At 39.5% G+C, this 26,733-nt stretch carries 23 protein-coding genes; 9 read left to right on the forward strand and 14 right to left on the reverse strand.

Annotated elements, in window-relative coordinates; translation table 11 throughout:
- Positions 1–93: 93 nt before the first annotated feature.
- The 4 genes from BC008_RS17110 to BC008_RS17125 all read right to left on the reverse strand — a co-directional run bounded on the left by BC008_RS17110 (position 94) and on the right by BC008_RS17125 (position 4,711).
- Positions 94–2,088, reverse strand: coding sequence for a nuclease-related domain-containing DEAD/DEAH box helicase (locus BC008_RS17110; RefSeq protein WP_036267781.1), 1,995 nt, complete (start codon positions 2,086–2,088; stop codon positions 94–96).
- A 220-nt stretch (positions 2,089–2,308) separates the two neighbouring features.
- Complete coding sequence (locus tag BC008_RS17115) at positions 2,309–3,400, reverse strand: AI-2E family transporter (protein WP_027847012.1); 1,092 nt, start codon at positions 3,398–3,400, stop codon at positions 2,309–2,311.
- A gap of 113 nt (positions 3,401–3,513) precedes the next feature.
- Positions 3,514–3,948, reverse strand: coding sequence for an NUDIX hydrolase (locus BC008_RS17120; protein WP_027847011.1), 435 nt, complete (start codon positions 3,946–3,948; stop codon positions 3,514–3,516).
- A gap of 376 nt (positions 3,949–4,324) precedes the next feature.
- Positions 4,325–4,711 (reverse strand): hypothetical protein, encoded by a 387-nt coding sequence (locus tag BC008_RS17125; RefSeq protein WP_027846001.1) that lies wholly within the window; start codon positions 4,709–4,711, stop codon positions 4,325–4,327.
- A 546-nt stretch (positions 4,712–5,257) separates the two neighbouring features.
- Here BC008_RS17125 and folD point away from each other — a divergent pair.
- The 3 genes from folD to BC008_RS17140 all read left to right on the forward strand — a co-directional run bounded on the left by folD (position 5,258) and on the right by BC008_RS17140 (position 7,794).
- Positions 5,258–6,142: a bifunctional methylenetetrahydrofolate dehydrogenase/methenyltetrahydrofolate cyclohydrolase FolD gene (gene folD, locus BC008_RS17130; protein ID WP_027846000.1), complete on the forward strand. Its 885-nt coding sequence runs from the start codon at positions 5,258–5,260 to the stop codon at positions 6,140–6,142.
- Between the two features lie 169 nt (positions 6,143–6,311).
- Complete coding sequence (gene crtE / locus BC008_RS17135; protein ID WP_027845999.1) at positions 6,312–7,238, forward strand: geranylgeranyl diphosphate synthase CrtE; 927 nt, start codon at positions 6,312–6,314, stop codon at positions 7,236–7,238.
- Between the two features lie 91 nt (positions 7,239–7,329).
- A complete protein-coding gene (locus BC008_RS17140) occupies positions 7,330–7,794 on the forward strand; it encodes a divergent PAP2 family protein (RefSeq protein WP_027845998.1) in 465 nt (154 codons plus the stop codon).
- 76 nt (positions 7,795–7,870) lie between these two features.
- On the opposite strand, the gene BC008_RS17145 is transcribed toward BC008_RS17140, so the two are convergent.
- From BC008_RS17145 to BC008_RS17165, 6 genes are all read right to left on the reverse strand, one after another.
- The gene (locus BC008_RS17145) at positions 7,871–8,530 is read right to left on the reverse strand and encodes a hypothetical protein (RefSeq protein WP_027845997.1); all 660 of its coding nucleotides are present in this window, start codon (positions 8,528–8,530) and stop codon (positions 7,871–7,873) included.
- A 154-nt stretch (positions 8,531–8,684) separates the two neighbouring features.
- Positions 8,685–9,014, reverse strand: a complete 330-nt coding sequence (locus tag BC008_RS17150; RefSeq protein ID WP_027845996.1) for an MgPME-cyclase complex family protein — start codon at positions 9,012–9,014, stop codon at positions 8,685–8,687.
- A 92-nt stretch (positions 9,015–9,106) separates the two neighbouring features.
- A complete protein-coding gene (locus BC008_RS17155) occupies positions 9,107–9,904 on the reverse strand; it encodes a nuclear transport factor 2 family protein (protein ID WP_027845995.1) in 798 nt (265 codons plus the stop codon).
- Positions 9,905–10,453: 549 nt separating this feature from the next.
- The gene (locus tag BC008_RS17160) at positions 10,454–11,341 is read right to left on the reverse strand and encodes a CPBP family intramembrane glutamic endopeptidase (protein ID WP_027845994.1); all 888 of its coding nucleotides are present in this window, start codon (positions 11,339–11,341) and stop codon (positions 10,454–10,456) included.
- A gap of 222 nt (positions 11,342–11,563) precedes the next feature.
- Positions 11,564–11,776, reverse strand: a complete 213-nt coding sequence (locus BC008_RS48390; RefSeq protein WP_153009605.1) for a hypothetical protein — start codon at positions 11,774–11,776, stop codon at positions 11,564–11,566.
- Positions 11,777–11,826: 50 nt separating this feature from the next.
- Positions 11,827–12,609, reverse strand: a complete 783-nt coding sequence (locus BC008_RS17165) for an ABC transporter permease (RefSeq protein ID WP_027847004.1) — start codon at positions 12,607–12,609, stop codon at positions 11,827–11,829.
- Positions 12,610–12,788: 179 nt separating this feature from the next.
- Between BC008_RS17165 and BC008_RS17170 the strand changes: the two genes are divergently transcribed.
- Complete coding sequence (locus BC008_RS17170; RefSeq protein WP_027847003.1) at positions 12,789–13,412, forward strand: exopolysaccharide biosynthesis protein; 624 nt, start codon at positions 12,789–12,791, stop codon at positions 13,410–13,412.
- A 188-nt stretch (positions 13,413–13,600) separates the two neighbouring features.
- Here BC008_RS17170 and BC008_RS17175 read toward each other — a convergent pair whose 3' ends face one another.
- Positions 13,601–14,620, reverse strand: coding sequence for an aldo/keto reductase (locus tag BC008_RS17175; protein ID WP_027846874.1), 1,020 nt, complete (start codon positions 14,618–14,620; stop codon positions 13,601–13,603).
- Positions 14,621–14,778: 158 nt separating this feature from the next.
- Between BC008_RS17175 and BC008_RS17180 the strand changes: the two genes are divergently transcribed.
- Positions 14,779–15,144 carry a four helix bundle protein gene (locus tag BC008_RS17180; RefSeq protein WP_027846875.1) on the forward strand — a complete coding sequence of 122 codons (366 nt, stop codon included), beginning with the start codon at positions 14,779–14,781 and terminating at the stop codon, positions 15,142–15,144.
- A gap of 85 nt (positions 15,145–15,229) precedes the next feature.
- Here BC008_RS17180 and BC008_RS17185 read toward each other — a convergent pair whose 3' ends face one another.
- Positions 15,230–16,423, reverse strand: coding sequence for a GUN4 domain-containing protein (locus BC008_RS17185; RefSeq protein ID WP_058183711.1), 1,194 nt, complete (start codon positions 16,421–16,423; stop codon positions 15,230–15,232).
- A gap of 107 nt (positions 16,424–16,530) precedes the next feature.
- Entirely contained in the window at positions 16,531–17,289 is a 759-nt protein-coding gene (locus tag BC008_RS50545; protein ID WP_058183712.1) for a toll/interleukin-1 receptor domain-containing protein, read from the reverse strand.
- Between the two features lie 288 nt (positions 17,290–17,577).
- Here BC008_RS50545 and BC008_RS17195 point away from each other — a divergent pair, with 288 nt between their 5' ends.
- Positions 17,578–19,305 (forward strand): ABC transporter ATP-binding protein, encoded by a 1,728-nt coding sequence (locus BC008_RS17195; protein ID WP_027846883.1) that lies wholly within the window; start codon positions 17,578–17,580, stop codon positions 19,303–19,305.
- Positions 19,306–19,405: 100 nt separating this feature from the next.
- Here the strand turns inward: BC008_RS17195 and BC008_RS17200 are convergent, their stop codons facing one another.
- Complete coding sequence (locus BC008_RS17200; RefSeq protein ID WP_235595886.1) at positions 19,406–22,993, reverse strand: WD40 domain-containing protein; 3,588 nt, start codon at positions 22,991–22,993, stop codon at positions 19,406–19,408.
- Between the two features lie 415 nt (positions 22,994–23,408).
- Between BC008_RS17200 and BC008_RS17205 the strand changes: the two genes are divergently transcribed.
- The 3 genes from BC008_RS17205 to BC008_RS17215 all read left to right on the forward strand — a co-directional run bounded on the left by BC008_RS17205 (position 23,409) and on the right by BC008_RS17215 (position 26,552).
- On the forward strand, positions 23,409–24,143 hold the full coding sequence (locus BC008_RS17205) for an isochorismatase family protein (protein ID WP_201026136.1): 735 nt from the start codon (positions 23,409–23,411) through the stop codon (positions 24,141–24,143).
- Between the two features lie 20 nt (positions 24,144–24,163).
- Positions 24,164–25,138 carry an NADP-dependent oxidoreductase gene (locus BC008_RS17210; RefSeq protein ID WP_058183714.1) on the forward strand — a complete coding sequence of 325 codons (975 nt, stop codon included), beginning with the start codon at positions 24,164–24,166 and terminating at the stop codon, positions 25,136–25,138.
- Positions 25,139–25,364: 226 nt separating this feature from the next.
- Positions 25,365–26,552 carry an alcohol dehydrogenase catalytic domain-containing protein gene (locus BC008_RS17215; RefSeq protein ID WP_027846003.1) on the forward strand — a complete coding sequence of 396 codons (1,188 nt, stop codon included), beginning with the start codon at positions 25,365–25,367 and terminating at the stop codon, positions 26,550–26,552.
- Positions 26,553–26,733: the final 181 nt, after the last annotated feature.

Genomic DNA, 26,733 nt, shown 5'->3' on the forward strand with positions numbered 1-26,733 from the left:
CTCGGTACAAACCCAGCAGAGTAAGTGGTAATAAATAATTAAAAATCCCCTAGTTTTTACCTATGGGGATACTGTTCGAGACGATGTTTTGTTTTATCTGATACTCAAAACTCGTTCGTGAATCAAATCAGCCTCTCCTGACTCTTTAATTTCTCGAACAAAGGGAGAAAAACCAGAAGCACTAATAACTAAATAATCTTCCGGACGAGTCACACCAACATACATTAGACATCGTTCTTCAGCTTCATTGATATTTTCAAATGGTCGCGGTAATTGGTCTGCCCACATTAAAATTACAGCACGGTATTGTAAACCCTTAGCAGAATGTACGGTCTGAATTTTAATACCTGGTTCAGCAACTAAGGTCCTAGCAAAAGAATCTTTGTTCAGCCAAACAACCGGAGCAAGTTGACCTAAACCTTGTATTAAATCTTTCAGAATCGCCCTTTCTTTTTGAGGAGCCATTGGATATAAAATGGCAATTTCTTCTGGTTTGAGTGGTTTAATTGATTTCCCAAACCATTTACCATCTAGTAAAGCTTTGACAATACCCATGACCTTGGTTGATTCAGAACGGCGATCCTCTGATGTTACTAGTGCGGGTCTAATACCAGTAGGACGCTGACACTTGGCTGGATCGACAAATAGGGAAAGTATAGAATCTTCAGTTTGTTCCTTGTTATCTGGATTTCCGGCGAAAACCGCAGCAAGTTCAACAATCTCGCGACTATTACGATAATTTTTATCTAGGTCAAATTTAGCTGAAATAGTTCTACCCCGGGCGTTAATTCCAATTTTTTTCCAGCTAACTTTGGTAGATCCATACAAACCTTGACTACCATCACCAACAATTACCAAATCCCCGTCATTTGGTTCTTGCATTGCTTCAAGGACGCATTTAAACCAAGAAACTGCAAAATCTTGGGCTTCATCAATCAGTACAGCATCGTAGTAACGGGTATCGGGACAGCCATTTTCCAATTTACTTAAGAAGCGATCGCCAATTTTTTCATTAGATTCTTTGTTTTGACGAGTACAACCATTGGCTTTACTCCATCCATCAAAATGTCTAACATTTACATTTGGACATTCGCGCAGGATTTCACGTAAATAAGTTGCAAGAGTGACGTTATAGCAAAGTAAGAGAATTTTTGCATCTGGTCGTTGGTGACTGAGTAAGCGTGCTTTCGCAATTAACAGGATAGTTTTACCGGAACCTGCTACACCATATATAATTCGGTGTCCTTCACCGATTTTCCGAGCATTATCTTCTTGACGTAAGTCAAGGACTTTTAAGTCTACAGGTTCAAAATCTTTTGATGTTTCTGGACTTGATGGCTTTGGAACTGAATTTTTATCCTGTTTTTGAGGTGAAATAGCATTTTTCCGTACCGGAGATATTACAATTTCTGGGTGAATAATTGCCCTAATTGCATTAATTTGACTTTGATTTAATCTGGGGAAATCCCAATAGGGGTTAAAAAATGTTTTAATTACCTCACACAGATCCTCACAACTAAAGGAATCATCCATCCAAGACTCAAGAACATCGCGAGGAACAACTTTGTTTGATGGAAAAACTTCAGTTAAGTCGCCAACATCATGCTGTTGTAATTGACTTTGAGTAATATTAGAAAGAACGGCAAAATGTCCAAAAGGAAAAATAAACTTGTTTTGATGTTTTCCTTCCTTTTGCAGCAAACGTTTACCGTGATAATGCTCCCTACACTTATCCATCAAGGAATACATGTAATCTCGTGCTTGTCTCACAGGGTGATTGCGGTAAACTTCTCCGTGAGCTTCCTTAACGCAAATAGAATTAAGATCGCCCGCACGAATATCTCTGGGATACCAGCCTTTGACCTCAATAACCAATAATCCCATATCTGGAGAGATAACAATAAAATCAGGATAGCGATCTTCAACTATGGGTTCATAGTAAACAATGCAATCGTCTCCTAATTTTTGTAGCACTGAAAATAACTTCTTTTCACCAGCAGAAGCGCGGGTGGGAAGCCGATCCGGAATCATTTGTGCCATATTCAGGTTTTGATAACAGAGATTTTTATTTGCAGATAATAAATACATTATTTATATTTAAATTCCGCAAAATAAAATCCCCAAGGATAATTTATCAAGTCCTTGGGTATTGGGTAATGGGTAATGGGTAATGGGTAATGGGTAATGGGTAATGGGTAATGGGTAATGGGTAATGGGTAATGAGTTAATTCTCCTGACTTCTGACTTCTGACTTTTGACTCCTGTCTCCTTACTTATTACTTATTACTTATTACTTATTACTCATTACTCATGAAACGGCTTTAGCCCCAACATCAACGGTTTCTGAATCAATATTCTCTAACTCTAAAAATCTTCCTTCACGCAAACTGTCAGCAATACTCTTGATAAAGCTAGCTAAAGGAATTGCAATCAATAACCCTAAAACTCCTAATAATTTTGCACCTACCCACAAAGAAATTACTACCCAAACAGGATTTAAACCAGTAAATTTACTTAATATTCGAGGCGCAATAAAATTATAATTAAATTGATCGATTCCCACAGCGATCGCTAAAACTTCTAGACCCAAACCAAAGTCATTTAGTGCCACTAATAAGCTAACTATAATAATTCCTATACCCGTACCAAAGGGGAATAAAGCATAAAAACCGATTACTAAACCAAACAGTAAACTTAAAGGAACTTTAAGGGCAAGAAAAACTAACGTAATTAATACTCCCAATAAAGTTGCTAAAGTAACCTGTCCGATAAAGTAATTTTGAAAATCTTCACGTAAGGACTCCCTTACTTCTTCCCCCACATGCGCTGGAAACCAGAGAAAAATTCCATCCCAAACCCGTTCTCCATTTAAAATTAAATAAAACGTTAGTACTATAGTGAGTAAAATATTTACAATACTGCCAATAGTGTCAACGGCAAAACCGAACAGTTTACCACTGAAATTTTGTAATTGACTTGACAATTTATCCAATACCGTCGTTACTAATTGGGTAAAATTTCCCTGGGACTGTTGGGACGCAGCCCAATCCTGAAGGGCTTGTAATTGCTTATTTCCAGAATCAATCCAAACAGGTAGGATATTGGCTAACTCGTTAAGTTGTTCGACAATTCTGGGAACTAACGTAGTTGCGATCGCAGCTAAGATAACTAGGCTTACTAGTAACACAACAATAGTCGCAAAAGTTCTTTGTACCCCCCATCGCTGTAAAAATCGAATCGGATAATCCAACACAAAAGCCAGCACGCTAGCAGCGATTAAAATACTCACCAAAGGTTGAAAGTAACGAACAAATTGAAGTAACACCCAACCATTGAGAATCACTATAGGAATCGCCAATCCTAAAGTTAACCATCTTGGCAATTTACTGCTTGACTCCATGGGGCTCAATTGATAACAATTATCAACTAATTATTTATAATTTATAATTTATAATCACTATGGATAATATCAAAATTTAAAGATTTCAGGCAAAAAGTTTCAGGCAAAAGATTTCAGAGTTTAAATTTTTCAATAAAATCTAACATTATTTGTTGATGCACTGGACCTAGCGGTCGAATTTCCCCAGCATTCGCGGAATAACAGCTTCCTTGAGAAATATCTGTTGCAGTTAACAAACCCATATCCCACCCTTCATTCAATTCCAACTGATTTAACTCTACTGTCAATGGTGCGTAGAAGACATTACGAAGAACTTTTTCATCTTCATAATTACCAAATTTAGTAAAATTTGGTGCTTCATAAGCAATTTCTTCAATAACTTCTCGTCTCACAGCCACTTCGGGCGTTTCTCCAGCTTCTATATGTCCTCCAAATAGCGCCCAGTATCCTGGATATAAAATAGTCGGGATATTATCCCGCAGTTGCATTAGAAATTTGTCTTCCTGATAAAGAATAGCGATCGCAACTTGTACGGGTTGTTTGTTCATGGATGAGTCAGAAATCAGAAGTCAGGAGTCAGGAGTCAGAAGTTAAGAGTCAGGAGTCAGGAGTCAGAAGTTAAGAGAGTCAGGAGTCAGGAGTCAGAAATCAGAAGTCAGGAGTCAGGAGTCAGAAGTTAAGAGTCAGAAGTTAAGAGTCAGAAGTCAGGAGTCAGGAGTCAGGAGTCAGGACAGACCGCGCTCTAACGAGCGAGCAGGAGTCAGGAGTTATGAGTCAGAAGTTATGAGTCAGAAGTTAGGAGTCAGAAGTTAGGAGTCAGAAGTCAGAAGAATTAACTCATTACCCATTACCCATTACCCATTACTCATTACTCATTACTCATTACTCATTACTCATTACTCATTACCCATTACCAATCCCCAATCACTTTACCTCCAGATAAATATCGCTAAAATCCTTATCTGCAATTGGGATATTTTTGTATTTTATTTTACCTTTTGTTTGGACTTCTTGACCAACTTTCCAGTCATTTTTGTGAGTCAGGATCCAAACTTTACCTGTGGAATCGTCCAGTTGATATAAACGTTCATTTTTTAGTAAAGGTACTTGTTTTGTAACTTTACCTCGTACATAAACCGTAGTTTGGTCAGCCTGTGGTGTAAGCTCCCCAATTGGTGTAACATCTGCTCCGACACCTGTGATATCAGCAAAATTTATATTGCTGCAACTAAATAATCCAAGCAAAATATAGCAAATTAATAACCAACCATATACGGGTAAAATATAGTAATATTTTGTATTTTTTCGCATAACATCCCCAAGAACAGGAAAATTCTCCCCTAGTATTCTTTTGTTACCAAATCAACTGGACATTTTAGTTACCATTATTACCAGAAAAAATCTGAAATGAAGAAAATTCGGACTCAGAAATATCAAAATATAGAAGATTTTTATTTCAATAAAATATTTGTCATACCAAATATTTGTAATTTCAAGCTATTTTTTGATTAATTTCAACAAATATAATCAATAAGCTACCTAGGAATACCGAAACTATAATTACTATTTTTGTGAGATTGACTTTTGGCACAAGCCATAAAATATTAGGCTTGGAATCATGATATAGAATAATTTTTCGGTTAAAGCTTACACCATAACTTCAATACACTAAAGATTATTCTGAAGCATCGGAAAATAAATGTTGCAACACCTGTTCGCAAACGTTATTGAAGCGTAAACTGTTGCATACGGTTTATAACAACGCCACAAATGCCGATTGACTTATCTTTGACCCCATGATTTGCATAAGCCCTACTTCCTTAAACTCAAACCTCGACAAGACAATGGAAACCGAACATGGAAACACAAACAGCGAAATTGCTTGATGGTAAAGCATTAGCCGCTAAGATTCACCAAGAGCTTACTAGTGAAATTTCTCAATTACAACCCAAAATTGGTCGTCCTCCTGGTTTAGCCGTACTAATGGTGGGCGACAATCCTGCTTCTGCAGCTTACGTTCGTAACAAAGAAAAAGCTTGTGCGAAAGTTGGGATTGCTTCTTTTAATAGACATTTTCCTGAAGAAACCACTCAAGCAGAATTAGAAACTGTTATCCAAGAACTCAATCAAGATGAGCGAGTAGATGGCATTCTAGTACAGCTACCATTACCCAAACATTTAGATTCGGTAGCACTGTTGCACCAAATTATCCCCGAAAAAGATGCCGATGGGCTACATCCTGTAAATTTAGGGAAACTTGTGCGAGGAGAAACAGGTTTGCGTAGTTGTACTCCTGCAGGGGTTATGTGTCTTTTAGATGAATATTCTATTCCTGTAGCTGGGAAAAAAGCGGTAGTAGTGGGACGCAGTATCTTAGTAGGAAAGCCGCTAGCACTAATGCTATTAGAAGCAAATGCAACAGTGACTATAGCACATTCACGTACTAAAGACCTTAAAGCTATTACTAAAGAAGCTGATATTCTTATTGCTGCAGTAGGACGTCCCCAACTAATTAATGCAGAAATGGTGAATAGAGGCGCAGTTGTGGTAGATGTGGGGATAAACCGCGTCACTGATGCTAACGGCAAAAGTCGGTTAGTAGGAGATGTTGACTTTCACTCTACTCAAGGAGTAGCTTCTTATATCACCCCCGTTCCTGGAGGTGTTGGACCAATGACTGTGGCAATGTTATTGCAAAACACAGTTTCTAGCTACTCAGGGACAGTTAACAGGGAACAGTGAACAGTAATCAAAAAACTGATAACTGTTAGCAAAGCGTGCGCCGTAGCGCATTAACTGTAGCCCGTAAGGGCGTGGCGTTAGCCATAAACTGACAACTGACAACTGAATTTACAGCTCCAAACACCTATAAAATTGTGACGTACATGACCAAAAACCAAGGAATGTCAGAATGGTAGCAGCGGATAATCTTCGAAGAATTGACTCGAAAACAGAATTTGATTTATCAATATATCTAAAACAACGCAAACAGCTTTGTGAAGAAGCACTGGAGAAATCAATTCCAGTGGTTTACCCAGAAAAAATTTACGAAGCTATGCGCTATTCGCTGTTAGCTGGAGGTAAACGCCTGCGTCCCATTCTTTGTTTAGCGACCTGTGAAATGACAGGTGGAAACATTGAAATGGCGATTCCCACCGCTTGTGCTTTAGAAATGATTCATACGATGTCTTTGATTCATGATGATTTACCAGCGATGGATAACGATGATTATCGTCGCGGTAAACTGACTAATCACAAGGTCTACGGTGAAGATGTTGCCATTTTAGCTGGAGATGCTTTATTAACCTACGCCTTTGAGTATATTGCTTCCCAAACTAAGAATGTGGCAGCAGATCGAGTTTTACGGGTGATTACTCATCTAGGAAGGGCGGTAGGTGCTGCAGGCTTGGTAGGCGGACAAATTGTAGATTTAGAATCAGAAGGTAAATTAGACGTTTCCATCGATACACTAAATTTTATTCACAATCATAAAACCGCCGCTCTTCTCGAAGCCTGCGTAGTGTGTGGTGCTATTTTAGCCGATGCATCATCAGTAGATTTACAGCGTTTATCTCGCTATGCTCAAAATATTGGGCTGGCATTTCAAATTGTTGATGACATTCTTGATATTACTGCCACCCAAGAAGAATTAGGTAAAACTGCAGGCAAAGATATTGCCGCACAAAAAGTTACTTATCCTAGTATATGGGGGTTAGAAGAATCTCGTCTTAAAGCTCAAAAGCTGATCCAAGAAGCTTGTGAAGAATTAGAATCCTACGGAGAAAAAGCTAATCCTTTAATTGGAATAGCTAATTACATAACTGCTCGCAAGCACTAGTCGAACGCGGAATTTTGGGACTTGAGGTTACATAAAATACTTTCTAAGACACACAACCGCTGCTAATATAAACAAACCTAACCAAAATACCATGCAAGACATAGGCAACATCCTAGACAACCGTGTGCTGCTGGTTGCTTTGTTAGCTTGTGTGACTGCTCAAATATTGAAGCTGTTAATCGAGCTAATTAGAAATGGCAAAGTTAATGCAAGTGTTTTAGTGAATACTGGGGGTATGCCTAGCGCCCATTCGGCTTTAGTGACTGCTCTCGCCACCGGTGTAGGACAATCACTTGGTTGGGCTACGCCGGATTTTGCACTCGCAACAGTATTTGCCATTATCGTTATGTACGATGCTGCTGGAGTCCGTCAAGCAGCTGGAAAGCAAGCACGCATTCTGAATCAAATGATAGATGAGTTATTTCAGGAGCACCCAGACATTGCGGGCGATCGCCTGAAAGAACTATTAGGACATACACCGTTCCAGGTGATAGCTGGTTCGGCTTTGGGTATTACTATTTCCTGGTTGGCGAGATCTGCTTATATTAGTCCTTGAACTACGAGCGGAGCACGCTTGTTTTGCTCCGCTTAGATTTTGAGTGTATTTATAAGCTCAATAAATCTTAACTTAATTACGGCAGTCTTACTGCAGGACGTAATAACATCACTTTTCTGCTATCGGCAATAATGGCAAAGTAACCTTTATCGCTAAGTTTTTGTAGAGTTGAGTATGCTTCCTTTTGCTCGTTAGTATAAGCTGCTAACAGGTAAGGACGCTGTCCATAGGAAACAAAACCGACATCACTTTTGATTAACTTTCTTACACTAGATGCGATTTGAGGACGGTTTCGGTAATCTACCAAAACTGCAAAACCTTCCCCTAACTGTCGAGGTTTATAACTCACCTTTTTCGTTGTTGTGCGAGCAACCCTATTTCCTGGTCTAGTCGTAATTGTTGCATTTAAACCAGCTGAATCACGGATATATCTTGCCCAGCGATTGGCGTCATCAATCCTAGCAAATCCCCCAATTCTCGTTACGGTTCCACTGAGGTATTTACAAACATTCAACTTGAGTCGCGGGGGTAAAACTTGACGCAACTGAGTGCGGTTATCTTTTGTGGGACTGCTCACAAGTAAAAGATATTCACCGGCTCTAGGACCCCGACATACAGGAATTTTTTCCGTAGCAAGGGTAGTTGTCATATTGACAAAACCGATAGTACCGCTGCATATTGATACTGCTAAAGCTATCGGTATGGTTTGCAATTTTGGGGATACAGTCAAACGCATCTTAATCTTCTCTCCTAAAACACCACGCTTAACACTAATAAAATACAATTTTTAAAAATTTCTGTTGCATCTATTGCAATAAGTAGTAGAGAACAGATATTAGAGTTAAAGAACCGCCTTGGGGGCGGCTTATTTTTATTAGGACACACTAGTATTAGGACACACTAGCAAGAGATGCGATCGCATCAGGGATTTCTGAAGAAGGAGCTTGGAATTCACCTGTAATCACATACTCCAGTCGTAGTTTCAACCAAGTAATAAACTGAGAATCTGTCGAAATAATTGCTACAGCAGGTTGAGGACATTTAGCTTTGATTGCTTCCATTTGAGGTGCTTCGAGAAAAGCTGGCTGTTTTACCAACCAAAAATCAATCTCTTTTTCCTGCTCGTGATAGTAGCGGGTACGCTCCCGAAGAACTTCTTCTAGTGGCTCTTCTTCTAGCAAAAAGTGTTGGGAAGCCAAGACGTAATAATATGTTTGCATTGTCACCCTTAATTTGTGTACGAGTACCAAGACATGACTATCCCATAATTGTAATTTTGGTCATGTCTTGGCGGATCTCTTAACTTAAAACACTACCATCGAAAACGAAAGGGGCAAGCACTTACTTCTGTTTGTTGCGTGAAATTTTCTTGTACCCTGACAGTTGGTTCTTCACTTCTTCTCCAAAGCTTCCGGAAAAAACTCCATAAAGAATTGTCTGTTTGTTTCTCATTTCCTCCATCCCCAGCAGATGTGGTCAACTTGGCGAAAAACTGGGTGTTGTCGAAATAATGTTCCACCGCCGAGATTTTTAGGTCTTCAGTTACCCGTGCAACGCTCATACCAATTATCTCTATAGTTTCTCCTGTAGGACTATAGTCTTTATATGACCCAGTAAATGTTCCCCAATGTCGCCATTTAAATGCAATATTGGGCGGTCCAGAGTAAACTTCTAAGACTTCCCATAGGAAACCTTTAGGGAAAGCGGTACGAAAAAGTCTTCCTGAAGATTCAAAAGTTTCTTCAGAAGCTTTATACGCATCAGTATCGCCAATAAATAAGTTATAGGTTCCGCCCTTGACAACATCGTCAGCAGTATATTCTTTTCCACCATTACTACTCATACGAAAGCGGTCCCTAACCACCGATAACCATTGTTCGGGATTAGTTTTAAAGGAAACTTCCATCTCAAAGGTTCGTACCAAATTTTCTACGATCGCTTCTAGGGAGCCTTCTACATGATTACAAGTACTTTCTGCAGCGAGTCCAGCCTTAGATTCTGTATAGTCTGGAATTTTTCCACCACGCCATTGGTCGTTAGTGCTATGTGCGATCGCTTTATCTCTATCTTGTACCCAAACTGGAAGTTCGTTATTCTGTGTTGTGGTCATAGGAATTAGGAATCCTTACTTGCAGTTTTCTTGGATTTCGCAGTTAAGCCCCTCTTGTTCAGTTAACAGTTACCAGTTAACAGTTAACAATTACCAGTTACCAGGTATCATGCAATGTGCTATCGTGAATGCAAAGAATTAACAGTTAATGCTTATACGCTTCATTAAGCCTCTGACTATATTTATATCCATCAAGATGAAAGCATCTGCTAACAGATAGCGAGCGGTTACCAGTTGACAGTTTATGATGTTCCACCATGCAGAAATAGCTAACAGTGGACATTAGTAAATGGGTATTGAGGTTGACGATGAAAGTTATTTTTCTGTGATGTTAACTGTTCACTGTTAACTGTTAACTGACACCTGTTTGCTGTAAGTACGGAATAATTACAATTTGGTTAATATTTACACGAAGAGTTAACACCACTCTTTTCTCCTGTTCCAAAGTCCCTGTAACTTAAGTTTACCGGAAATGTTGGGTATATTACGACGTTATTTGCTTTATGTTTATTTATTAAATGTTATGCCAAGTATTTAATATCGCACTTCCTAACTATTCTTGAGACTTGTGTTTTTTCTTGTGACACCAAAAGCAATTAAGTAAAATAAAGCACTTTCTATTAAAAACCAAAATATTAGCCACTGAGGATTACCTGTTTCTTTTACAAACCAAATAGCCGGTACGGGTAGAGCCGAATCCTTGGTGGTGACAAATATATGCAAAAGATTATTTGCTGCATGAATACCTAAAGCCAATTCCAAGCGGTTATCTTTGAGGGTGACAAAGGAACAGAATACCCCAAAAGCAAAAAAGTAAAGAGCAACCCAAGCTGGACCCCTCTGGATTTCTGGGTTTGGTAGATGGGGAAGCATAAATAAAATGCCATTGATAAACATAAGTATCAATGGTTTTTTGGTAATTAAACTTAATCCTTGAATTAAATAGCCGCGAAAAAATAATTCTTCAGTAGAAGTTTGAATTGGAGTGAGTATTAATGCAAAAGGTAATAGAATCAGCCACTGAGAAGGTTGAAACGCAAATTCAAAGTTTTCTGGTTCCACAACAAAACCAATAATTGTCATTGAAGCAAGAATCAAAAACCAAGCTCCAAACCCTACAAACAAGCGCCGAAAATTTATTTTAGCTTCCGCACTTACTAACGTGAGAAATTTACGCTCGTGTAGAAACCTAACAGTTAAGAAGATTCCAACTGCAAAGAAAATGAAATTGATATTTTGAATTATGTAATTAATTGTTGAACGAGTTTTCAGAAACTCTTGTAATCTTGAAAGGTCTCCAACAACTAATGCAAAGAACATTAATGTAGCGATTGTACCAATAAAAATCCAACAAAATAAAATCAGCAATATTCCTAGGAAGTAGCGCCACAAAGCATTTTTCCCTTGTTTGGCAATTTCCAGATAACTTTGACTCATGGGTTATATCCGGTGTAGAGTTATTCTTGCTTATATGTCTCAGTATAAAGCCAGAGAAAATTTAAAAAAGTGTTCAAAAGATACATTAATACGCTGACTGTTTATAAGTACATGAAGAACTTTATAATTAACACTGAACGTTCAATGTAAATTAATTTAGATTAACAAAAGATGTTATTGAAAGAGTATTTATATTATAGGAAGGAACTATATCTATAATTTTTAAATGGCAGTGAAGCTAACTACAATAATTATAGGAATGATTCGGGATCGGTTATATATATTTTTGGCGTTGCATAATAGAGTGATGAATAGAGGTATTGTTCTGGGTAATTGGTAATGGGTAATGGGTAATGGGTAATGGGTAATGGGTAATAGGTAATAGGTAATAGCTGATAACTGTAGCCCGTAAGGTAAGGGCGTGGCGTTAGTCATAAACTGTTAGCAAAGCGTGCGCGGTAGCGCATTAACTGTTAACTGATATATCAACTTGAAGCGCTGGTGTAGAAACGCAAAGCAAAGCGCCAAAACCAAGTAGAAATCAAAAACAACAGTAACGCCAGTATTCCAGCACCAATAACCCAAGTAAATTCTCCTTGACCCAGCATCGTTTGGGCAGGAATAGTAGTTAAAAATGCTACCGGAACAACAAAAGTAAAAAATAATCTAAAAGTTGCGGGGTATGCAACCATCGGGTAACGTCCAGCTTCTAGCAATCCCCGTAAGACTTCAGTTGCATTATAGATTTTGACAAACCAAACGCTGGTTGCTCCCAGAATAAACCACAAGCTATAGAGCACTACCAAACCAAAAACAACTGGGATCAAACCTAACAGATAGTTACCGATTCCCAAGCCTAAACGACTACCCGCATACCCAATAATAATTAGACCAAAAACTAAATCTGGTATTCCCCAAACCGAAATATTATTAGTAGATAACCAAAACTGAGAACGGATTGGCTTCAATAAGATAAAATCGAGAGTTCCTTCCTGAACATGGCGAACAATACGGTTAAGATTAGGTGCTAAAAAGATTGCACTAAATCCCTGTAACAGGGTAAAAATTCCTACGACTATCAATGCTGATTCCCAATTCCAGCCGGTAAAGTTATATCCCATGCGGTAAAACAAGAATAAACCAAATATACTGCCAGCAAGATTACCTAAGCTACTGAATATAGCCAAAAGAAAATTGACTCGATATTCCATCTCTGCAGCTAAAGCCGCACCCCAAAATAATCTTAATACTCTGAAATATCTTGACATGAAAACAACAAAATCTTCGGTATAGTGTAAACTCGTGCTGTATTTAGGTTGTAGTGTATCTACTAACTTTTTTATATGTACTAATTGTAAGATTTCTAGGACTAAAAAAATTTAAGTCTTTTTTAAAGTCTTGAATTAAAATCTCGAATTTATAGCACTTAATACTATGGTCTTATACTATGGCAAAACTTTCTAAAGAACTAAATCACTTTTTTTTTGAGGAACAACGACCTAACTACGTAACACTGGAAGATATTCTCCAAATAGCAGGTGACAGTATTTTTGGGTTTTTATTTGTTATTCTCTCCTTACCTTCAGCTTTACCTGTACCTGCACCGGGTTATTCCATTCCTTTTGGCATACTAATGTTAGTACTTGCTGTTCAGTTAATAATTGGGCGTCAAAAACCTTGGTTACCCCATAAAATGGCGAGTCACAAAATTAAGTTAGAAACAGTACAAAAGTTTCTGAAAGGAGGAATTCCTTGGTTACAAAAAATTGAAGCCATAACTCGTCCCCGTCTTCCCTATGTTTGTACTACAATCCCTGGAAGATTCATCATTGGTATGGCGATCGCTTTAATGTCAATATTTATGATGATCCCGATCCCCGGCACTAATACCCTACCAGCAATTGGTATTTTTGTTGTTGGTTTTGGATTAATGGAAGATGATGGTGCAATTAGCTTGGGTGGTTTGGGTATTTGTTTAACAGCAATAGTTTTAATTGGTTCTATTTTCACTGCTGTGATTTGGGGTGGTTCCAGTTTGATCGATCAGATCAAAGTTTTGCTAGGACGGTGATTGGTAATGAGTAATAAGTAACAAGTAATGAGTAATGAGTAATGAGTAATGAGTAATGAGTAATGAGTAATGAGTAATGAGTAATGAGTAACTTGTTAATCATTCCCCAATCCCCAATCGCAAATCCCTAATCCCCAATCGCCAATCCCTAATCCCCAATCGCCAATCCCCAATCCCCAATCCCCTACTCAACGCCGATACTCGTCTCCACAATCACCAATCAACTGATATAAATCCTGTGATTTGCGGGATATTGCATCGATGCGATTCAAGTCTTCCAAATCGAGTTGAAGGTTAAATATTTTGGAGTTATCTTCTATATGCTCGGATACGCTAAGTCTTGCTCCAATTATTACGCCGCCAACAGCAGGCTTATCTAAAATATAACGGGCTGCAACATTGGGAATACTAACTTGATGTTTTGCAGCAATTTCTTTAAGAGTAAGCAGTAATTCTTGAAATAGTTTCCAACCACCCCAAGCATCTATCATATTTTTGTATTTTCTCAAGCTGGTGGTATTTAGTCCCCAACTTTTTGGTTCGGGTTTACCAATATAGTTTTCTGATAATAAACCCCCACAAATAGTCCCATAGGTCAATAGTTTAATGTCATGTTCTTGACAATATTTAATCATGCTGACTTCGGGACGGCGGTCAACAATGGAAAACTGTACTTGGTTAGAAACTATTTTGATCCCAGTGTCAGTAATAATTTGTAAGTGCTCAGTATCAAAATTAGTTAAAGCTAAATGTTTGATTTTGCCCTCGGATTGCAAATCCGCCATATATTTCAGAGCATCTAAATAGTTTTTATCTCGATACTCCCACCAATGAAATTGCATTAGATCTATTGATGCTACATCCATTCTTCTGAGGGAAATATTGATGTTTTTATCAACGATTTCTTTGGTGATGTTACCGGGACGAGGAACCCATTTAGTAAAAGCTTGCAGTTGAGATAGAGCCTGTTCCCCACGACTATTAATTAACTGACGACGAAATTCACCGATAAAATCTTCCGCAGGACCATAGTGGTCAGCCAAATCCCAAGTAGTAAAGCCTGCATCCATATATTTGAACATCGATTGAATTGCAGGTTTGGGGTTGATGCGTCCATGTCCCCCAGAAACCTGCCACATTCCATTGAGAATACGACAAATATTTAAGTCGGGAGTGAATTGTAAACGGCTAGATGCAGGTAATACCATGTTTTGCCAAGTCCTTTAGGGTCGAGTGTAAACCTACATACGAGTTTATCAGGCAAGGCAAAGCAAAAATTCAAGTCAAAATTCAAAAGTCAAAAGTCAAAAGTAGGTGTTTAAGAACTTTTGTGTTAGGATAATGCCCGCTAATTTCAGTATTTAGCATGAGTAGTCATACACCAATTTCATCGAGAACATTTGAATTTGCTGTTGGGGTCACAAAGCTTTGTTCATATTTAAATAAACAACCAGGTACATCCCGATTGTTAGCTAATCAATTATTTAGAGCAGGAACTTCAACAGGTGCTAATATCGAAGAATCTCGTTCCGCGCAGAGTGATAAGGATTTCATCAGTAAACAATCAATAGCTTTAAAAGAAGCTCGAGAAACAAAATACTGGCTAAGATTGTTAATTAAGTCAGAAATAATGACTGAGAAACAGGTGAATAATCTTATTGATGAATGCGAACAAATAACTAGAATTATTGCTAAGTCGATTGTGACAACTAAAGAGAAGTTAAAAAAATAGTTTTTGACTTTTGACTTTTGACTTTTGACTTCCGCGCAGCGGTTGACGTATCCAAAAACTTAAGTTTGACAAATGCCTGAAATCTTTATATGTTGCAGGCTACAGTTCTCGGCACGAGAGAAGAGAACCATTTGAATTTGCCGCTGTTAATTGCCACCCTCTGCGGGAGCTGCCCCGTTCTTGACCCGTTGAGTGCTGTCTGTTCATAAGGAGTGAATTTCACATAATCGTCATACCAACCTATAATAACCAAAAAGCTTTCATAGTCCTTTGTATCATTTAAATTAAACCCTTTCTTTTGTACTATACTCTTCTGGACACTAAAGCCAAATTTTCCGTTGGAATATTTGACCCAAAGCTCATCAATTTTTTTTAAATCTGGACAGGGAAAATTACCAATGGATTCTTTGTCAAAAGAACCCTCCCTTTCTCGTTTAGTTACTTTCAGCATGACTTTAAATGTTTCTTCGTCAGCTTCCTTCCAATTCCCTTGTTTTAGTAAGTTCTCTAGTTTCGAGTAGTCTGCGTTGAGTGACTCTGCGGGAGGTGCTTCTGGAGTTGGATTGGGTGAAGCTGTCTTTCTTGGGGTTGGTGGTTCTGGAGTCGCGGTGGGTGAAGCTGTCTTTCTTTGGGTTGGTTGTTCTGGAGTCTGGGTTGGAGTTTTGGTGGATGAAATCCTAGTACCTTTTGGTGGATATTGATTTCTCAGCACAATTCCCGTAGGAACTCCTACCAACAATAATATGACCACGCCCCAAATGCTCGCGAACCATCTATTATTAAATGAAGGTGTATTAGTTGGTGATTTACCTCCAGAAGAACTGCTCGCTGTTGGTGATAAAGTTGTCTTCGAGCGTTCACTCTCAATACTTCTCACTAAGTTTTCAAAAGCACCTTTATCCCGGTAGTCCTGCCAATTTAAATCTCGCAAATTCACTCCTTGCTCTGGTAGTTGTAAATTAGGAATTTCACAATCATCTAGCTTGAGTGGAATCAAAAAGATTCTCCCAGGTGGCATTTGGGTATATTGGTTAAGAGCCAATCTCAACTCCTGTTGGATGTACCCTTCCTTATTCACAGACACATGTGAAAAGCAAGCAATGAAAATCTGACTTTGTTTGATAGCATTCGGAATTTCGACCTGCCAATTCTGCCCAGGAAGAAGGTCTTTTTTATCCATCCAGGGTTTATAACCCTTCCTTTCGAGGCGTTTGTATATTTTCTCCACTTCGGGCTTATCTTCACTAGCATGAGCGAGGAAAATCTGGGGTTGCTTCATGTTAACTACTGCCAGACTCTGGAATTTCTATATGACCGTATTGATTGCTGCATGGCAATATTAGCACATTAAAATTCAACGATTCCGTGTTCTCATTTTTCGGTCAATTAATAATTAGCGATGCTTTCTATACTTCTCACTAATTTTTCCAAAGCATCCGATTCACGGTAGTCCAACCAATGCAAATCTTGCAAATTCATCCCTAGCTCTGGTAATTGTAAAGGAGGAATTTCACAGTCGTCTAACTTAAGTGGAATCAAAAAGATTTTCCCAGGTGGCATTTGGGCATAGTGGTTAAGAGCCAATCTCAACTCCTTTTGCATGTAGCCTTGCTTACTAACAGATATCTGTGAAAAGAAGGCAATGAAAATCTGACTTTGTTTAATAGCTTTCGGAGTTTCTTCGCGCCAATTCTGTCCAGGAAGAAGGTCTTTTTTATCCATCCAGGGTTTATAGCCCTTGTTTTCGAGGTGTTTGTATATTTTCTCCACTTCGGGCTTATCCTCATTAGCATGAGCGAGGAAAATTTGGATATGCTTGCTCAACTTAACTGATTGTTGTTCTTGGTGAGGTTTTTGCCTTATATTCGGCTGGACACTATTATCCTCAGGAGCAGCTAAATCTTTTAAGCTTTGGTTACCAGGGTTTTCCTCTCGTGCAGCATAAATTAATTTTTCAACCCAACCCTCAGCGTCTGCTGTTTTTATTAAGTTAAAAACAACTTCCTTTAAATTAGTTCCTCCAGCAATTACGTCTAAATTTTTATTTAACTGAAACGCTAACATTTGCTCCAGCGAAGCTTTGCTAGGGAAAGCAGAAATTAAAGCATCTCGCAATTTTTGACGTTGCTCACCAGATAAAATCATATTTTTTTTAATAACAATTGATTTCGCTTACGAAGATTAATTAGTTATAGAACTGAAATGGAGATGCATGTCTTCATTTTAAGACTTCTGCTAGCCCTTACAGAAACCCAGACACAAGATAAGTACTTAAACTAACACACCCTACCCAAGATTCTCAATCACCAATTACGAATTACGAACTACGAATTACGAATTAAACTATTCCGTATCACCCAAACATTCAGAAACTCCCCAAAAGCTGATACCGTCTAACAAAGGAAAATCTTTAGTGTGGATGGATGTGACGGCTTGAAAACTCGTTCTAATTATTGGCAATTAATACCCTATATCCGCCCCCAATGGCTGAACATTGTTAAGGGGTTTATTGGCATTATCGGCTATGTTGTGGCGACTTTAGCGCTCATGACCCTCGCAAAAAGGTTAGCTACTTTGTTTGATTCGGGTAATGTGGTGGCGATCGCACAATTATTGGGTATTGTAACTGCTGTATTTCTGGTACGAGGGGTTTTCCAGTCGGTACAGGATATCTACATGGCGAAAGCTGCTTTAAGGGTAGCTTTTAATCTCCGCAAGCAAGTTTACGCACATTTACAAAAGCTGAATCTGAGTTACTTTGAAACAGCAAAGGCTGGCGATTTATCTTACCGTCTCACTGAAGATGTCGATCGCGTCGGGGAAGTAGTACATAAAGTTTTTCACGATTTTATCCCCAGTTCTTTGCAGTTAGTTGTAATTCCAATTTATATGATTTGGCTGAATTGGAAACTTACTTTAGCTATTCTGATTGTCGCACCGGTTATGGGAGCTTTAATTGGTTGGTTTGGCGAACGTTTGCAAAAATTATCCCGTCGCAGTCAAAATCGAATATCGGATTTATCAGCTATTCTCACGGAAGTGTTTGGTGGTATCCGGCTAATCCAAGCATTTGCAGCGGAAAACTATGAAATTAATAGATTTAGCCGGGAAGCAGAACGCAGTTTTCAAGCCAAGTATTCCACCGAACGTCTCAAAGCCATCCAAATTCCCATTGCTGGATTTCTCGAAGCTGTCAGTGTTTTGTTAATAGTATTTATCGGCGCGTGGTTAATTGCTAATAATAATTTGACGGTTCCAGATTTTATTAGTTATTTGACAGGTGGTGCATTGTTGATTGACCCCATCGGTCACGTAACCAATAATTTCAATGAGTTTAAGCAGGGAGAAGCTTCTGTAGATCGGGTTTTTGAGTTATTGGAAATTGAACCAACAGTAGTAGATAAACCGGATGCTATCCCCCTTCCCCCAGTTGATGGCAAAGTAGAATATCGTCACGTATCCTTTGCATACAAACCGGGTGAACCAGTTATTAATGATATCAGTTTACTGGCAAAGTCAGGGGAAGCGATCGCGTTGGTGGGTTCTTCTGGTGCGGGTAAAACCACCTTTGCTAACTTATTACCAAGATTTTACGACCCCCAACAGGGTCAAATTTTAGTAGATGGGGTCGATATTCGCGATGTGTTATTACATAGTTTGCGGCGACAGATTGGAATTGTCCCCCAAGAAACCATTATGTTTTCTGGAACAATCGCTGAAAATATCGCCTTTGGACAAACTGAATTTGACATGAAAGCTGTGGAATCAGCAGCAAAAATCGCCAACGCCCATCGATTTATCAGTCAATTGCCCGATGGATATTATACAGTGGTTGGCGAACGTGGGGTTAATTTATCTGGGGGACAGAGACAAAGAATTGCGATCGCCCGTGCAGTTTTGCTTAACCCGAGAATTTTGATTTTGGATGAAGCTACATCTGCATTAGACTCAGAGTCGGAAGCATTAGTACAAGAAGCACTAGAAAGACTAATGGAAGGAAGAACAGTCTTTATTATTGCTCACCGCTTGAGTACCGTCAGAAGGTGCGATCGCATTTTGGTTTTTGAGAAAGGAAAAATTGTTGAATCAGGAACTCACGAAGAGTTATTAGCTTTGGAATGTCGTTACGCGAAATTTTATGCTCAACAGTTTAGTAGTTGATTTGAGTAATTGGTAATTGGTAATTGGTAATTGGTCACTCCTGACTTCTTACTTCTAACTCCTGCTCGCTGTAAGCGCGGTCTGTCCCGACTTCTGACTTCTAACTCCTGACTCCTGACTCCTGACTTCTGACTTCTTCAACTGCTCCTAAAGCTTTAAGATTATTTATCTGTGCTTCTGTCAAACCTTTCGCAGCGATAATATTCATACCTTCATAAGGTCTTTCGCTACGAAGAGTTTTGAGACATTCGCCTGTTTCAACATCCCACAGTTTAATTGTTTCGTCTTGGGATCCACTAGCGAGAATCTTTCCATCCCCACTAAAAGCAACGCAGCAGACAAGACTAGTATGACCTGACAAAGTTTGATGTTCTCGATCACGATAGATTTTAACAGTTAGATCTTCGCTAGAGCTTGCCACAGTATAATTTTTGTATGCATAATTTTTGTTCGTGCAATCTTTGTGCGTATCCACTGGTGCAAAAGCAACAGACCAAACCCAACTGCTATGTCCTTGTAGAGTCTGGATACACTCACCTGTAGCAACATCCCAGAGTTTGACGCTGCAATCGTCGCTTCCACTTGCTAAGAAACAACCGTCAAAATGAAAAGCAACACTCCTAACCCAGCTTGTATGTCCTTGTAGGGTTTGAATGCATTCGCCTGTACCAACATCCCAAAGTTTTATAGTTTGATCGTCACTACCACTTGCCAGTAAGTCTACACCATTAACAGTCGTTTGTATCGCTACAGAGCGAATGCGACTTGTATGTCCCTTCAGTGTTTTCAAACATTGACCAGTGGGAACGTCCCAAAGCTTTATGGTTCGGTCGTCGCTACCACTGGCTAAAATACTGCGATCGCGAGTAAAAGCTAGCGATCGCACACCCATGCTATGTCCCTGTAATTTCCGCAAACAGCGACCCGTATTCCCATCCCAAAGTATTATCGAGCAGTCTTCACTACCACTAGCTAAAATGTGGGAATCGTAAGTAAAAGCGACAGACCAAACTCGATTACTATGTCCCTGTAAAACTCTTAAGATTTGACAATTATCTAAATCCCAAATTCTTACTTTGCTGTCATTATGTCCGCTAGCTAATAGATTGCTACTGAAATTATTAAGAGCAACAGACCATACTAAGTTATTGTACCCGCGTAAAGTTTTGAGACATTCACCCGTGCGAGTATCCCAGAGTTTTACCGAAAAATCTTCGCTACTGCTAGCTAGAATGTAATCCAGTTGGTTATTCTTAGTATTGTTCGGCGCTGCGACTGTAATACAACGAACAGAACTGCTGTGTCCTAGTAAGGTTTGTAGGCATTCACCCCGGGTGACATCCCACAATTTTACTGTTTTATCGTCACTGGCACTAACTAAAATTTTCCCATCTGGGCTAAAAACCACACAGTGAACCGGACTGCTGTGTCCTACCAAGGTTTGGAGACATTGACCGCTACTAATATCCCATAATTTGATAGTTCTATCGTTGCCACCGCTGGCTAAAATTTTACCAAACCCCTGGGGAGTGGCGACGCTAACAGGGCTGAAACTTATAGATTTAATATAATTAGTATGTCCTGAAAAATTCTGCTTGCATTTACCATTGATATCCCGTAACTCGATGGTAAAATTATCGCCAACACTGGCTAAAGTATTCTCAATTTCCTGTGGAGAATCTGCGAAGATGGGACTAAACGCCACAGACCATACCTCATCTTGCTTTCCTGGAAAGGTTTGTATACATTCACCCGTGTCAATATCCCACAATTTTACCGAATAGTCCTCGCTACCACTCGCTAAAATTTTACCGCTTGGGCTAAAAGCTACGCTCCACACTCCATGGTCGTGCCCGTATAATGTATGTATATTTTCACCAGTTAGGGTATCCCAAAGTTTAATTGTATAATCAGTACTGCTGCTGCTAGCCAAGGTCTTACCATCTGGGCTGAAAGCAACCGATGTCACCCAACTTCTATGACCCTTATAGGTTAAAAATTTTTGAAAGCTTGCAGTATACCACAAATGAATCGTACCCTTGGTGTCCCCTGCAGCTAAAAGTTTGCCATCTGGGCTGTATGCGACTGATAAAATACCGCTAAAGGGTTCAGCAAATACCGAACTAGATAAATCTGCGCTGCTAAAATTGACCCCAGGTAGATTAGCGTTGTGCAGATCTGCTTGCCAAATCGCTAAATTAGAGAAATCATAACCGCATAAATTAGTACCCATTTGAAGGAACAAATTGAGAATATTTCCGGCGGTGTATCCTCGTTGTAAGGGAAATTTTGCTTGCAATTGAGAAAGAATTTGCCTTATACGCTCCTCTAAACTTTTTTGACTGGGGAAAATAGCTTGTAGTCTGACTATTACTGGGTTGAGAATGAGGCGAATTTGAGTATCTCGAATGTAATCCGGCGATCGCGCCTTAATGAGAGAGTGCGATCGCCACAAATAGATTTCTCCATCAGTAATTTCCCTGATTACCTGCTCAATCAACAACCCAGTAACGTATTCCATTACTACAGGTTGCAGGGTAAAAGTAGTATTTTGGCTTGTAATATTTTGACTTGTAGTATTTTGGTTTATTCTTGGTGAAATTTTATCGATGAGGCTACGGCGCTGTAAAGAAGTGATAGTATTGAAAAGTTTTTGCTGAGCAACTGGAGAGACAATATCTTCTTGTAATTGGGCGATCGATACTGGTTCTCGATTAATTGCTAGCCAATACATCACAAGTATTTCTAATTCAGATAAACGGCTAAGTTGTTGCTGAAGTAGGTTGCGAATATCGTCAAATAAAAAGCTACCTTGCTTGAGATAATTTAGACCTTCTGAAACGTTACCATCGAGAAGTTCTGCGATCGTCGCCGCGACGATTTTCAAACCTAGAGGATTACCTCGATAGTATTTAATTAAAACTCTTAATTCTTCTTCATTGGCATAAAAGCAACTCTTCTCGCGAAAAATTTCTTTACCTTCTGCTGTCGATAAACCGTCAAGTAAGAGCGAACGAACGTACTTTCCTGCGAAAATTCCAATTTCTTTGGGTTTTTCCCTAGCTGTGAGCAGTACACAACTTTGATGCTGAGTCTGTGCTACTCGGCTTAAAAACTCTCCATAATTTTCATATCCAGGACGGTAATTTCCAGCACTACCACCACTAGAGAGAATTGCCTCTGCATTATCTAACACTATCAAACAACGAGAGAGACGCAGATACTCAAGCACCAGAGCAATACTATTATCTTCAATTCTCTCAGTTAAATCGGCTTGAGAGAGTTGCTCTTCAGATAAGAATTGAATTAACTTGACTAAAACCTTAGACAAGGGAGGAGCATTACGCAAAGATTGCCAAAAAATATACTCAAATTCTCCTTGAATTTGTTGAGTGATTTTTTGCGATAGCGTTGTCTTTCCAATACCGCCCATACCTAATATAGCTACAACTCGACAGCGTTCCTTTAAAATCCATTGTTCGAGTTGAGTTAGTTCGAGGGTACGTCCGTAAAAAGAGTCGAAGTCTACTGACTCTACCCAATTAAAGTGCTTTTTGAGGCTTGATCGCGACCTAATTATCTGCTTGGCTTCATGTTCTGACTGTAGCGATCGCGTGGTGGGCACAGTCTCATGTAATAATTGCCAATCTGCACTGGCGTAGTCATCTTCTGTTAGCTCTAAATTCAAGACTCTAAAAACCAGTCTTAGAGACCTAGGATCGACTGCTTTGCTCCCTTGTAATACTTTCCCAATAGTCTTGGAATGCAATCCAACTGCGTCAATAAGTCCAATTTGTTCTGAAATTAGCCCGGGAGTATAACGGCGTTTGTTTCTAGTTTCTAGTTGACGAATACGTTCTTGAAGCCTTCTTAAGCCATTAGAGGTAAGTATAAAACCGCGAGTGCGTTGAGTTTTTTTTTAGTCATCAAAAAATTGAAGCTTTAGTTACTTTTAGGAAAGTTAAATTCAATAGAAATTCAGGTTTGCTAATTGCTAAAAAGCACTACTGACGGCAAACACATTAATGTTAAGGAATGTGTTATTAAGTTTTCCCTTAAATTTCTTTCTAGTTTACCAAATCAAGTGAAGAAGCTGTCTTAATATGACCAACGGGAGTGACAAGGATATAATTTCCCACAAAAAATTGCAAATAAAAATTTGCATATTTGCGAATAAATTACTTTACGGTGAATTACTCACAATGGAATCAAAATACTACGAGCAGCTTACACCTGACAATGCAGCTATGCTGTTAATAGACCACCAGGTAGGTACTATGGGTTTTGGGATTACAGATATCGATCCTGTTAACCTGAAAAACAACGCGCTTTGGCTTGCAGAAGCAGCTAAGGTATTTAAACTCCCAACTATTCTCACCACGAGTAATCCAAACGGTGTAAACGGTCCCCTCTTTCCAGAACTGATAGAAATGCTACCAGAGGCTCCTATTATTGACCGCGTCATCATCAATGCTTGGAATGATCCTAATTTTGTTGACATTGTCAAACAAACTGGACGAAGTAAGCTCATCATGGCTGGAGTTACTACGGACGTGTGTCTCGCATTTCCTGCGATCGGTGCTGTCAAAGATGGCTTTGACGTTTACGCAGTTATGGATGCTTCAGGTGCATTTAATCAACATGGAATGTTCGCTGCAATGTTCCGCATGAGCCAGGTTGGAGTTAAAATAGCCGACACCGTGATGGTTATCGCCGAATTGCAAAAAGACTGGACTCTAGCAACTGCTCCCGAGACTGGTTTTAGCTTTGCGAAACATTTGCCTAACTTTGGCTATATCTCTGCTCATATGGACTACCTTGCCAAAAAAAAGGGCTAATTTTACGGAAAATGAAAACAATGAAAGCAGTTCGGATTCACAGCTACGGTGGACTAGAAACACTAATCTACGAAGATGCACCCCAACCCAAGCCAGAAGAAGGACAAGTTCTAATCCACGTTCGTGCAGCTGGAGTCAATCCCATCGATTGGAAAATTAGACAAGGATTTCTCAAAGATGTATTTCCTTACGAAATGCCTTTGATTCTCGGTACAGATGTATCAGGTGTAGTCGAAGCTGTCGGTGCTGGAGTAAGTGCTTTTCAACCCGGACAAGATGTTTATGGGGTAGCGGATATGACCCTCTCTGGCTCTTACGCTGAATATGCAGTAGCACGTGCAGAGGCGATCGCTCCTATGCCTCAAAGCCTAAATTACGACCAGGCTGCATCAGTTCCTATTGTAGCGATGACAGCATATCAAGCTTTATTTGAAATTGGTCAACTCAAAGCAGGACAATCCGTATTAATCCACGGAGCAGCAGGGGGAGTAGGTAGTTTTGCGCTACAGTTTGCCAAAAATAAAGGCATAAAGGCGATCGGTACTGCATCTGCCGATAATTTGGACTTCGTGCGCGATCTAGGTGCACAACAAGTAATTGACTACAAAGCGACTCAGTTTGAAAAGGCAGTTGATGGGGTAGATATGGTTTTAGATCTCATCGGTGGCGAGACTCAAGAGCGCTCTTGGGGCGTACTCAAATCTGGAGGAATTCTAGTTTCTACAGCCTCTCCACCCTCAAAAGAAACAGCAGCAGAGAAAGGGGTGCGTGCAGAGATAATGATGGTACAACCCAAAGCAACTAACCTCGAAAAAATTGGAGCAATGTTCGCTCGAGGAGAACTCGCAACCTTTGTTGATGGGGTGCTACCACTTTCAGAAGTTCAACAAGCCCATGAATTGAGTCAAAACGGACATGTTCGTGGCAAATTGGTTTTGCAAATACCCGACAAATATAACGAATATAGCGATCCAAGTGCAGGAAATTCGCCGTAAATCAAAGCTTGCTTTATACGATACAAGCTGCTTTTTAAGCATAAGAGAGCAACCCTCAAATATCTTTTGAAGAGTGGGTAGCTGTGGGCGATCAAAAATTGGGATAGACTTTGCCGTCACACTTTCAAAGGTATCTCTTACTTGCAAAAAACTAATCAATCCAATGTTCGATCTTTTTAAATTTAATCTTTCTAAATTCGATCTTTCTCAATACGAGGAGTAAAAAATGTCAGGTAACCGCGGAGTTGTTTATAAAGGACCAAAAAACCTAGAGGTCGATAATATTGATTTCCCAAAACTGGAACTCGGGAAAAGAAAGTGTGAGCATGGAGTAATCCTAAAAAATGTTGCGACAAACATTTGCGGTAGCGATCAACATATTTTTCGTGGGCGTTTTACCGTACCAGAAGGTACAATTCTCGGTCACGAAATTACAGGTGAAGTAGTTGAAGCTGGGCGAGACGTTGAATTTATTAAAGTTGGAGATATAGTCTCTGTACCTTTTAACGTTGCCTGTGGTCGCTGCCGCAACTGTAAAGATGGTCACACTGATGTCTGTATGAATGTCAATGATGATGCCCCTGTTGGTGCTTACGGCTTTGACTTGGGTGGATGGCCAGGAGGTCAGTCTGAGTATACGATGGTACCTTATGCAGATTTTAACCTGTTAAAATTTCCAGATAAAGACCAAGCGATGGAAAAGATTTTAGATTTGGCGCTGGTATCCGATATTCTCCCCACTGGTTTTCATGGTTGTGTCACAGCTGGAGTTGGTGTAGGTTCTACCGTATATATTGCTGGTGCTGGTCCTGTGGGTCGGTGTGCTGCGGCTTCAGCACGACTACTAGGAGCCGCTTGTGTGATTGTGGGTGATGTTAATAAAGAACGCTTAGCCCTTGTCAAAAAAGCTGGCTTTGAAACCATTGATTTAACCCTAGATGCTTCTATTCCTGAACAAATCGAAGCTATTCTTGGGGTTCCTGAAGTGGATTGCGCTGTTGATTGTGTAGGTTATGAAGCCCACGGTCACGGTCTAGATGCGGATAGGGATGTTCCAGAAGCAGCCCTCAACGATGCAATGGAAGTAATTCGAGCCGGGGGAGGTATTGGTGTTCCTGGAATCTATGTAGGTGCAGACCCTGGTGCTATTGATGAGAACTCCAAGCAAGGAAATCTCAGTCTCAATTTTGGTAAAGCATGGATTAAATCCATGTCCATCGGTACTGGAATGGCACCTATAGCCAAGTATAATAGGCAACTAATGCAGGCAATACTTTGGGGCAGGTTAGAGCTTTCTACAATTATGAATTATCAGGTTATTTCTTTGGATAAAGCTCCTGAAGCATATCAGGAATTTGATTTTGGAGCGCCTAAGAAATTTATTATTGACCCCCACAATAGTATTGTGGCATGAATAATATCCCCATAATGTCAGTGTCGTGATACGAAAAGATACAATTCTTGCTAGACAATAGTTTTAATCTAGAGCAATGAATTGTATCTATAGTGTCAATACCTTTGCCAATTTACGAGGATGCAACACAATTAGAAGTATTGTGAATGCGTCCTAAAGAAGTAAGCTTGGCAAAAATCTG

Source organism: Mastigocoleus testarum BC008 (genome assembly GCF_001456025.1).
Lineage (GTDB): Bacteria > Cyanobacteriota > Cyanobacteriia > Cyanobacteriales > Nostocaceae > Mastigocoleus > Mastigocoleus testarum.

What these genes read in the sequence shown, in the direction of transcription:
- BC008_RS17185 (WP_058183711.1), bottom strand. Translation starts at nt 16,423, where the DNA reads ATGAAGCAACCCCAGATTTTCCTCGCTCATGCTAGTGAAGATAAGCCC.
- BC008_RS17205 (WP_201026136.1), top strand. Translation starts at nt 23,409, where the DNA reads ATGACCAACGGGAGTGACAAGGATATAATTTCCCACAAAAAATTGCAA.
- BC008_RS17180 (WP_027846875.1), top strand. Translation starts at nt 14,779, where the DNA reads ATGAGTAGTCATACACCAATTTCATCGAGAACATTTGAATTTGCTGTT.
- BC008_RS17145 (WP_027845997.1), bottom strand. Translation starts at nt 8,530, where the DNA reads ATGCGTTTGACTGTATCCCCAAAATTGCAAACCATACCGATAGCTTTA.
- BC008_RS17115 (WP_027847012.1), bottom strand. Translation starts at nt 3,400, where the DNA reads ATGGAGTCAAGCAGTAAATTGCCAAGATGGTTAACTTTAGGATTGGCG.
- crtE (WP_027845999.1), top strand. Translation starts at nt 6,312, where the DNA reads ATGGTAGCAGCGGATAATCTTCGAAGAATTGACTCGAAAACAGAATTT.
- BC008_RS17170 (WP_027847003.1), top strand. Translation starts at nt 12,789, where the DNA reads ATGGCAAAACTTTCTAAAGAACTAAATCACTTTTTTTTTGAGGAACAA.
- BC008_RS48390 (WP_153009605.1), bottom strand. Translation starts at nt 11,776, where the DNA reads ATGACTAACGCCACGCCCTTACCTTACGGGCTACAGTTATCAGCTATT.
- BC008_RS17155 (WP_027845995.1), bottom strand. Translation starts at nt 9,904, where the DNA reads ATGACCACAACACAGAATAACGAACTTCCAGTTTGGGTACAAGATAGA.
- BC008_RS17215 (WP_027846003.1), top strand. Translation starts at nt 25,365, where the DNA reads ATGTCAGGTAACCGCGGAGTTGTTTATAAAGGACCAAAAAACCTAGAG.
- BC008_RS17175 (WP_027846874.1), bottom strand. Translation starts at nt 14,620, where the DNA reads ATGGTATTACCTGCATCTAGCCGTTTACAATTCACTCCCGACTTAAAT.
- BC008_RS17125 (WP_027846001.1), bottom strand. Translation starts at nt 4,711, where the DNA reads ATGCGAAAAAATACAAAATATTACTATATTTTACCCGTATATGGTTGG.
- BC008_RS17210 (WP_058183714.1), top strand. Translation starts at nt 24,164, where the DNA reads ATGAAAGCAGTTCGGATTCACAGCTACGGTGGACTAGAAACACTAATC.
- folD (WP_027846000.1), top strand. Translation starts at nt 5,258, where the DNA reads ATGGAAACACAAACAGCGAAATTGCTTGATGGTAAAGCATTAGCCGCT.
- BC008_RS17110 (WP_036267781.1), bottom strand. Translation starts at nt 2,088, where the DNA reads ATGTATTTATTATCTGCAAATAAAAATCTCTGTTATCAAAACCTGAAT.
- BC008_RS17120 (WP_027847011.1), bottom strand. Translation starts at nt 3,948, where the DNA reads ATGAACAAACAACCCGTACAAGTTGCGATCGCTATTCTTTATCAGGAA.
- BC008_RS17165 (WP_027847004.1), bottom strand. Translation starts at nt 12,609, where the DNA reads ATGTCAAGATATTTCAGAGTATTAAGATTATTTTGGGGTGCGGCTTTA.
- BC008_RS50545 (WP_058183712.1), bottom strand. Translation starts at nt 17,289, where the DNA reads ATGATTTTATCTGGTGAGCAACGTCAAAAATTGCGAGATGCTTTAATT.
- BC008_RS17160 (WP_027845994.1), bottom strand. Translation starts at nt 11,341, where the DNA reads ATGAGTCAAAGTTATCTGGAAATTGCCAAACAAGGGAAAAATGCTTTG.
- BC008_RS17150 (WP_027845996.1), bottom strand. Translation starts at nt 9,014, where the DNA reads ATGCAAACATATTATTACGTCTTGGCTTCCCAACACTTTTTGCTAGAA.
- BC008_RS17140 (WP_027845998.1), top strand. Translation starts at nt 7,330, where the DNA reads ATGCAAGACATAGGCAACATCCTAGACAACCGTGTGCTGCTGGTTGCT.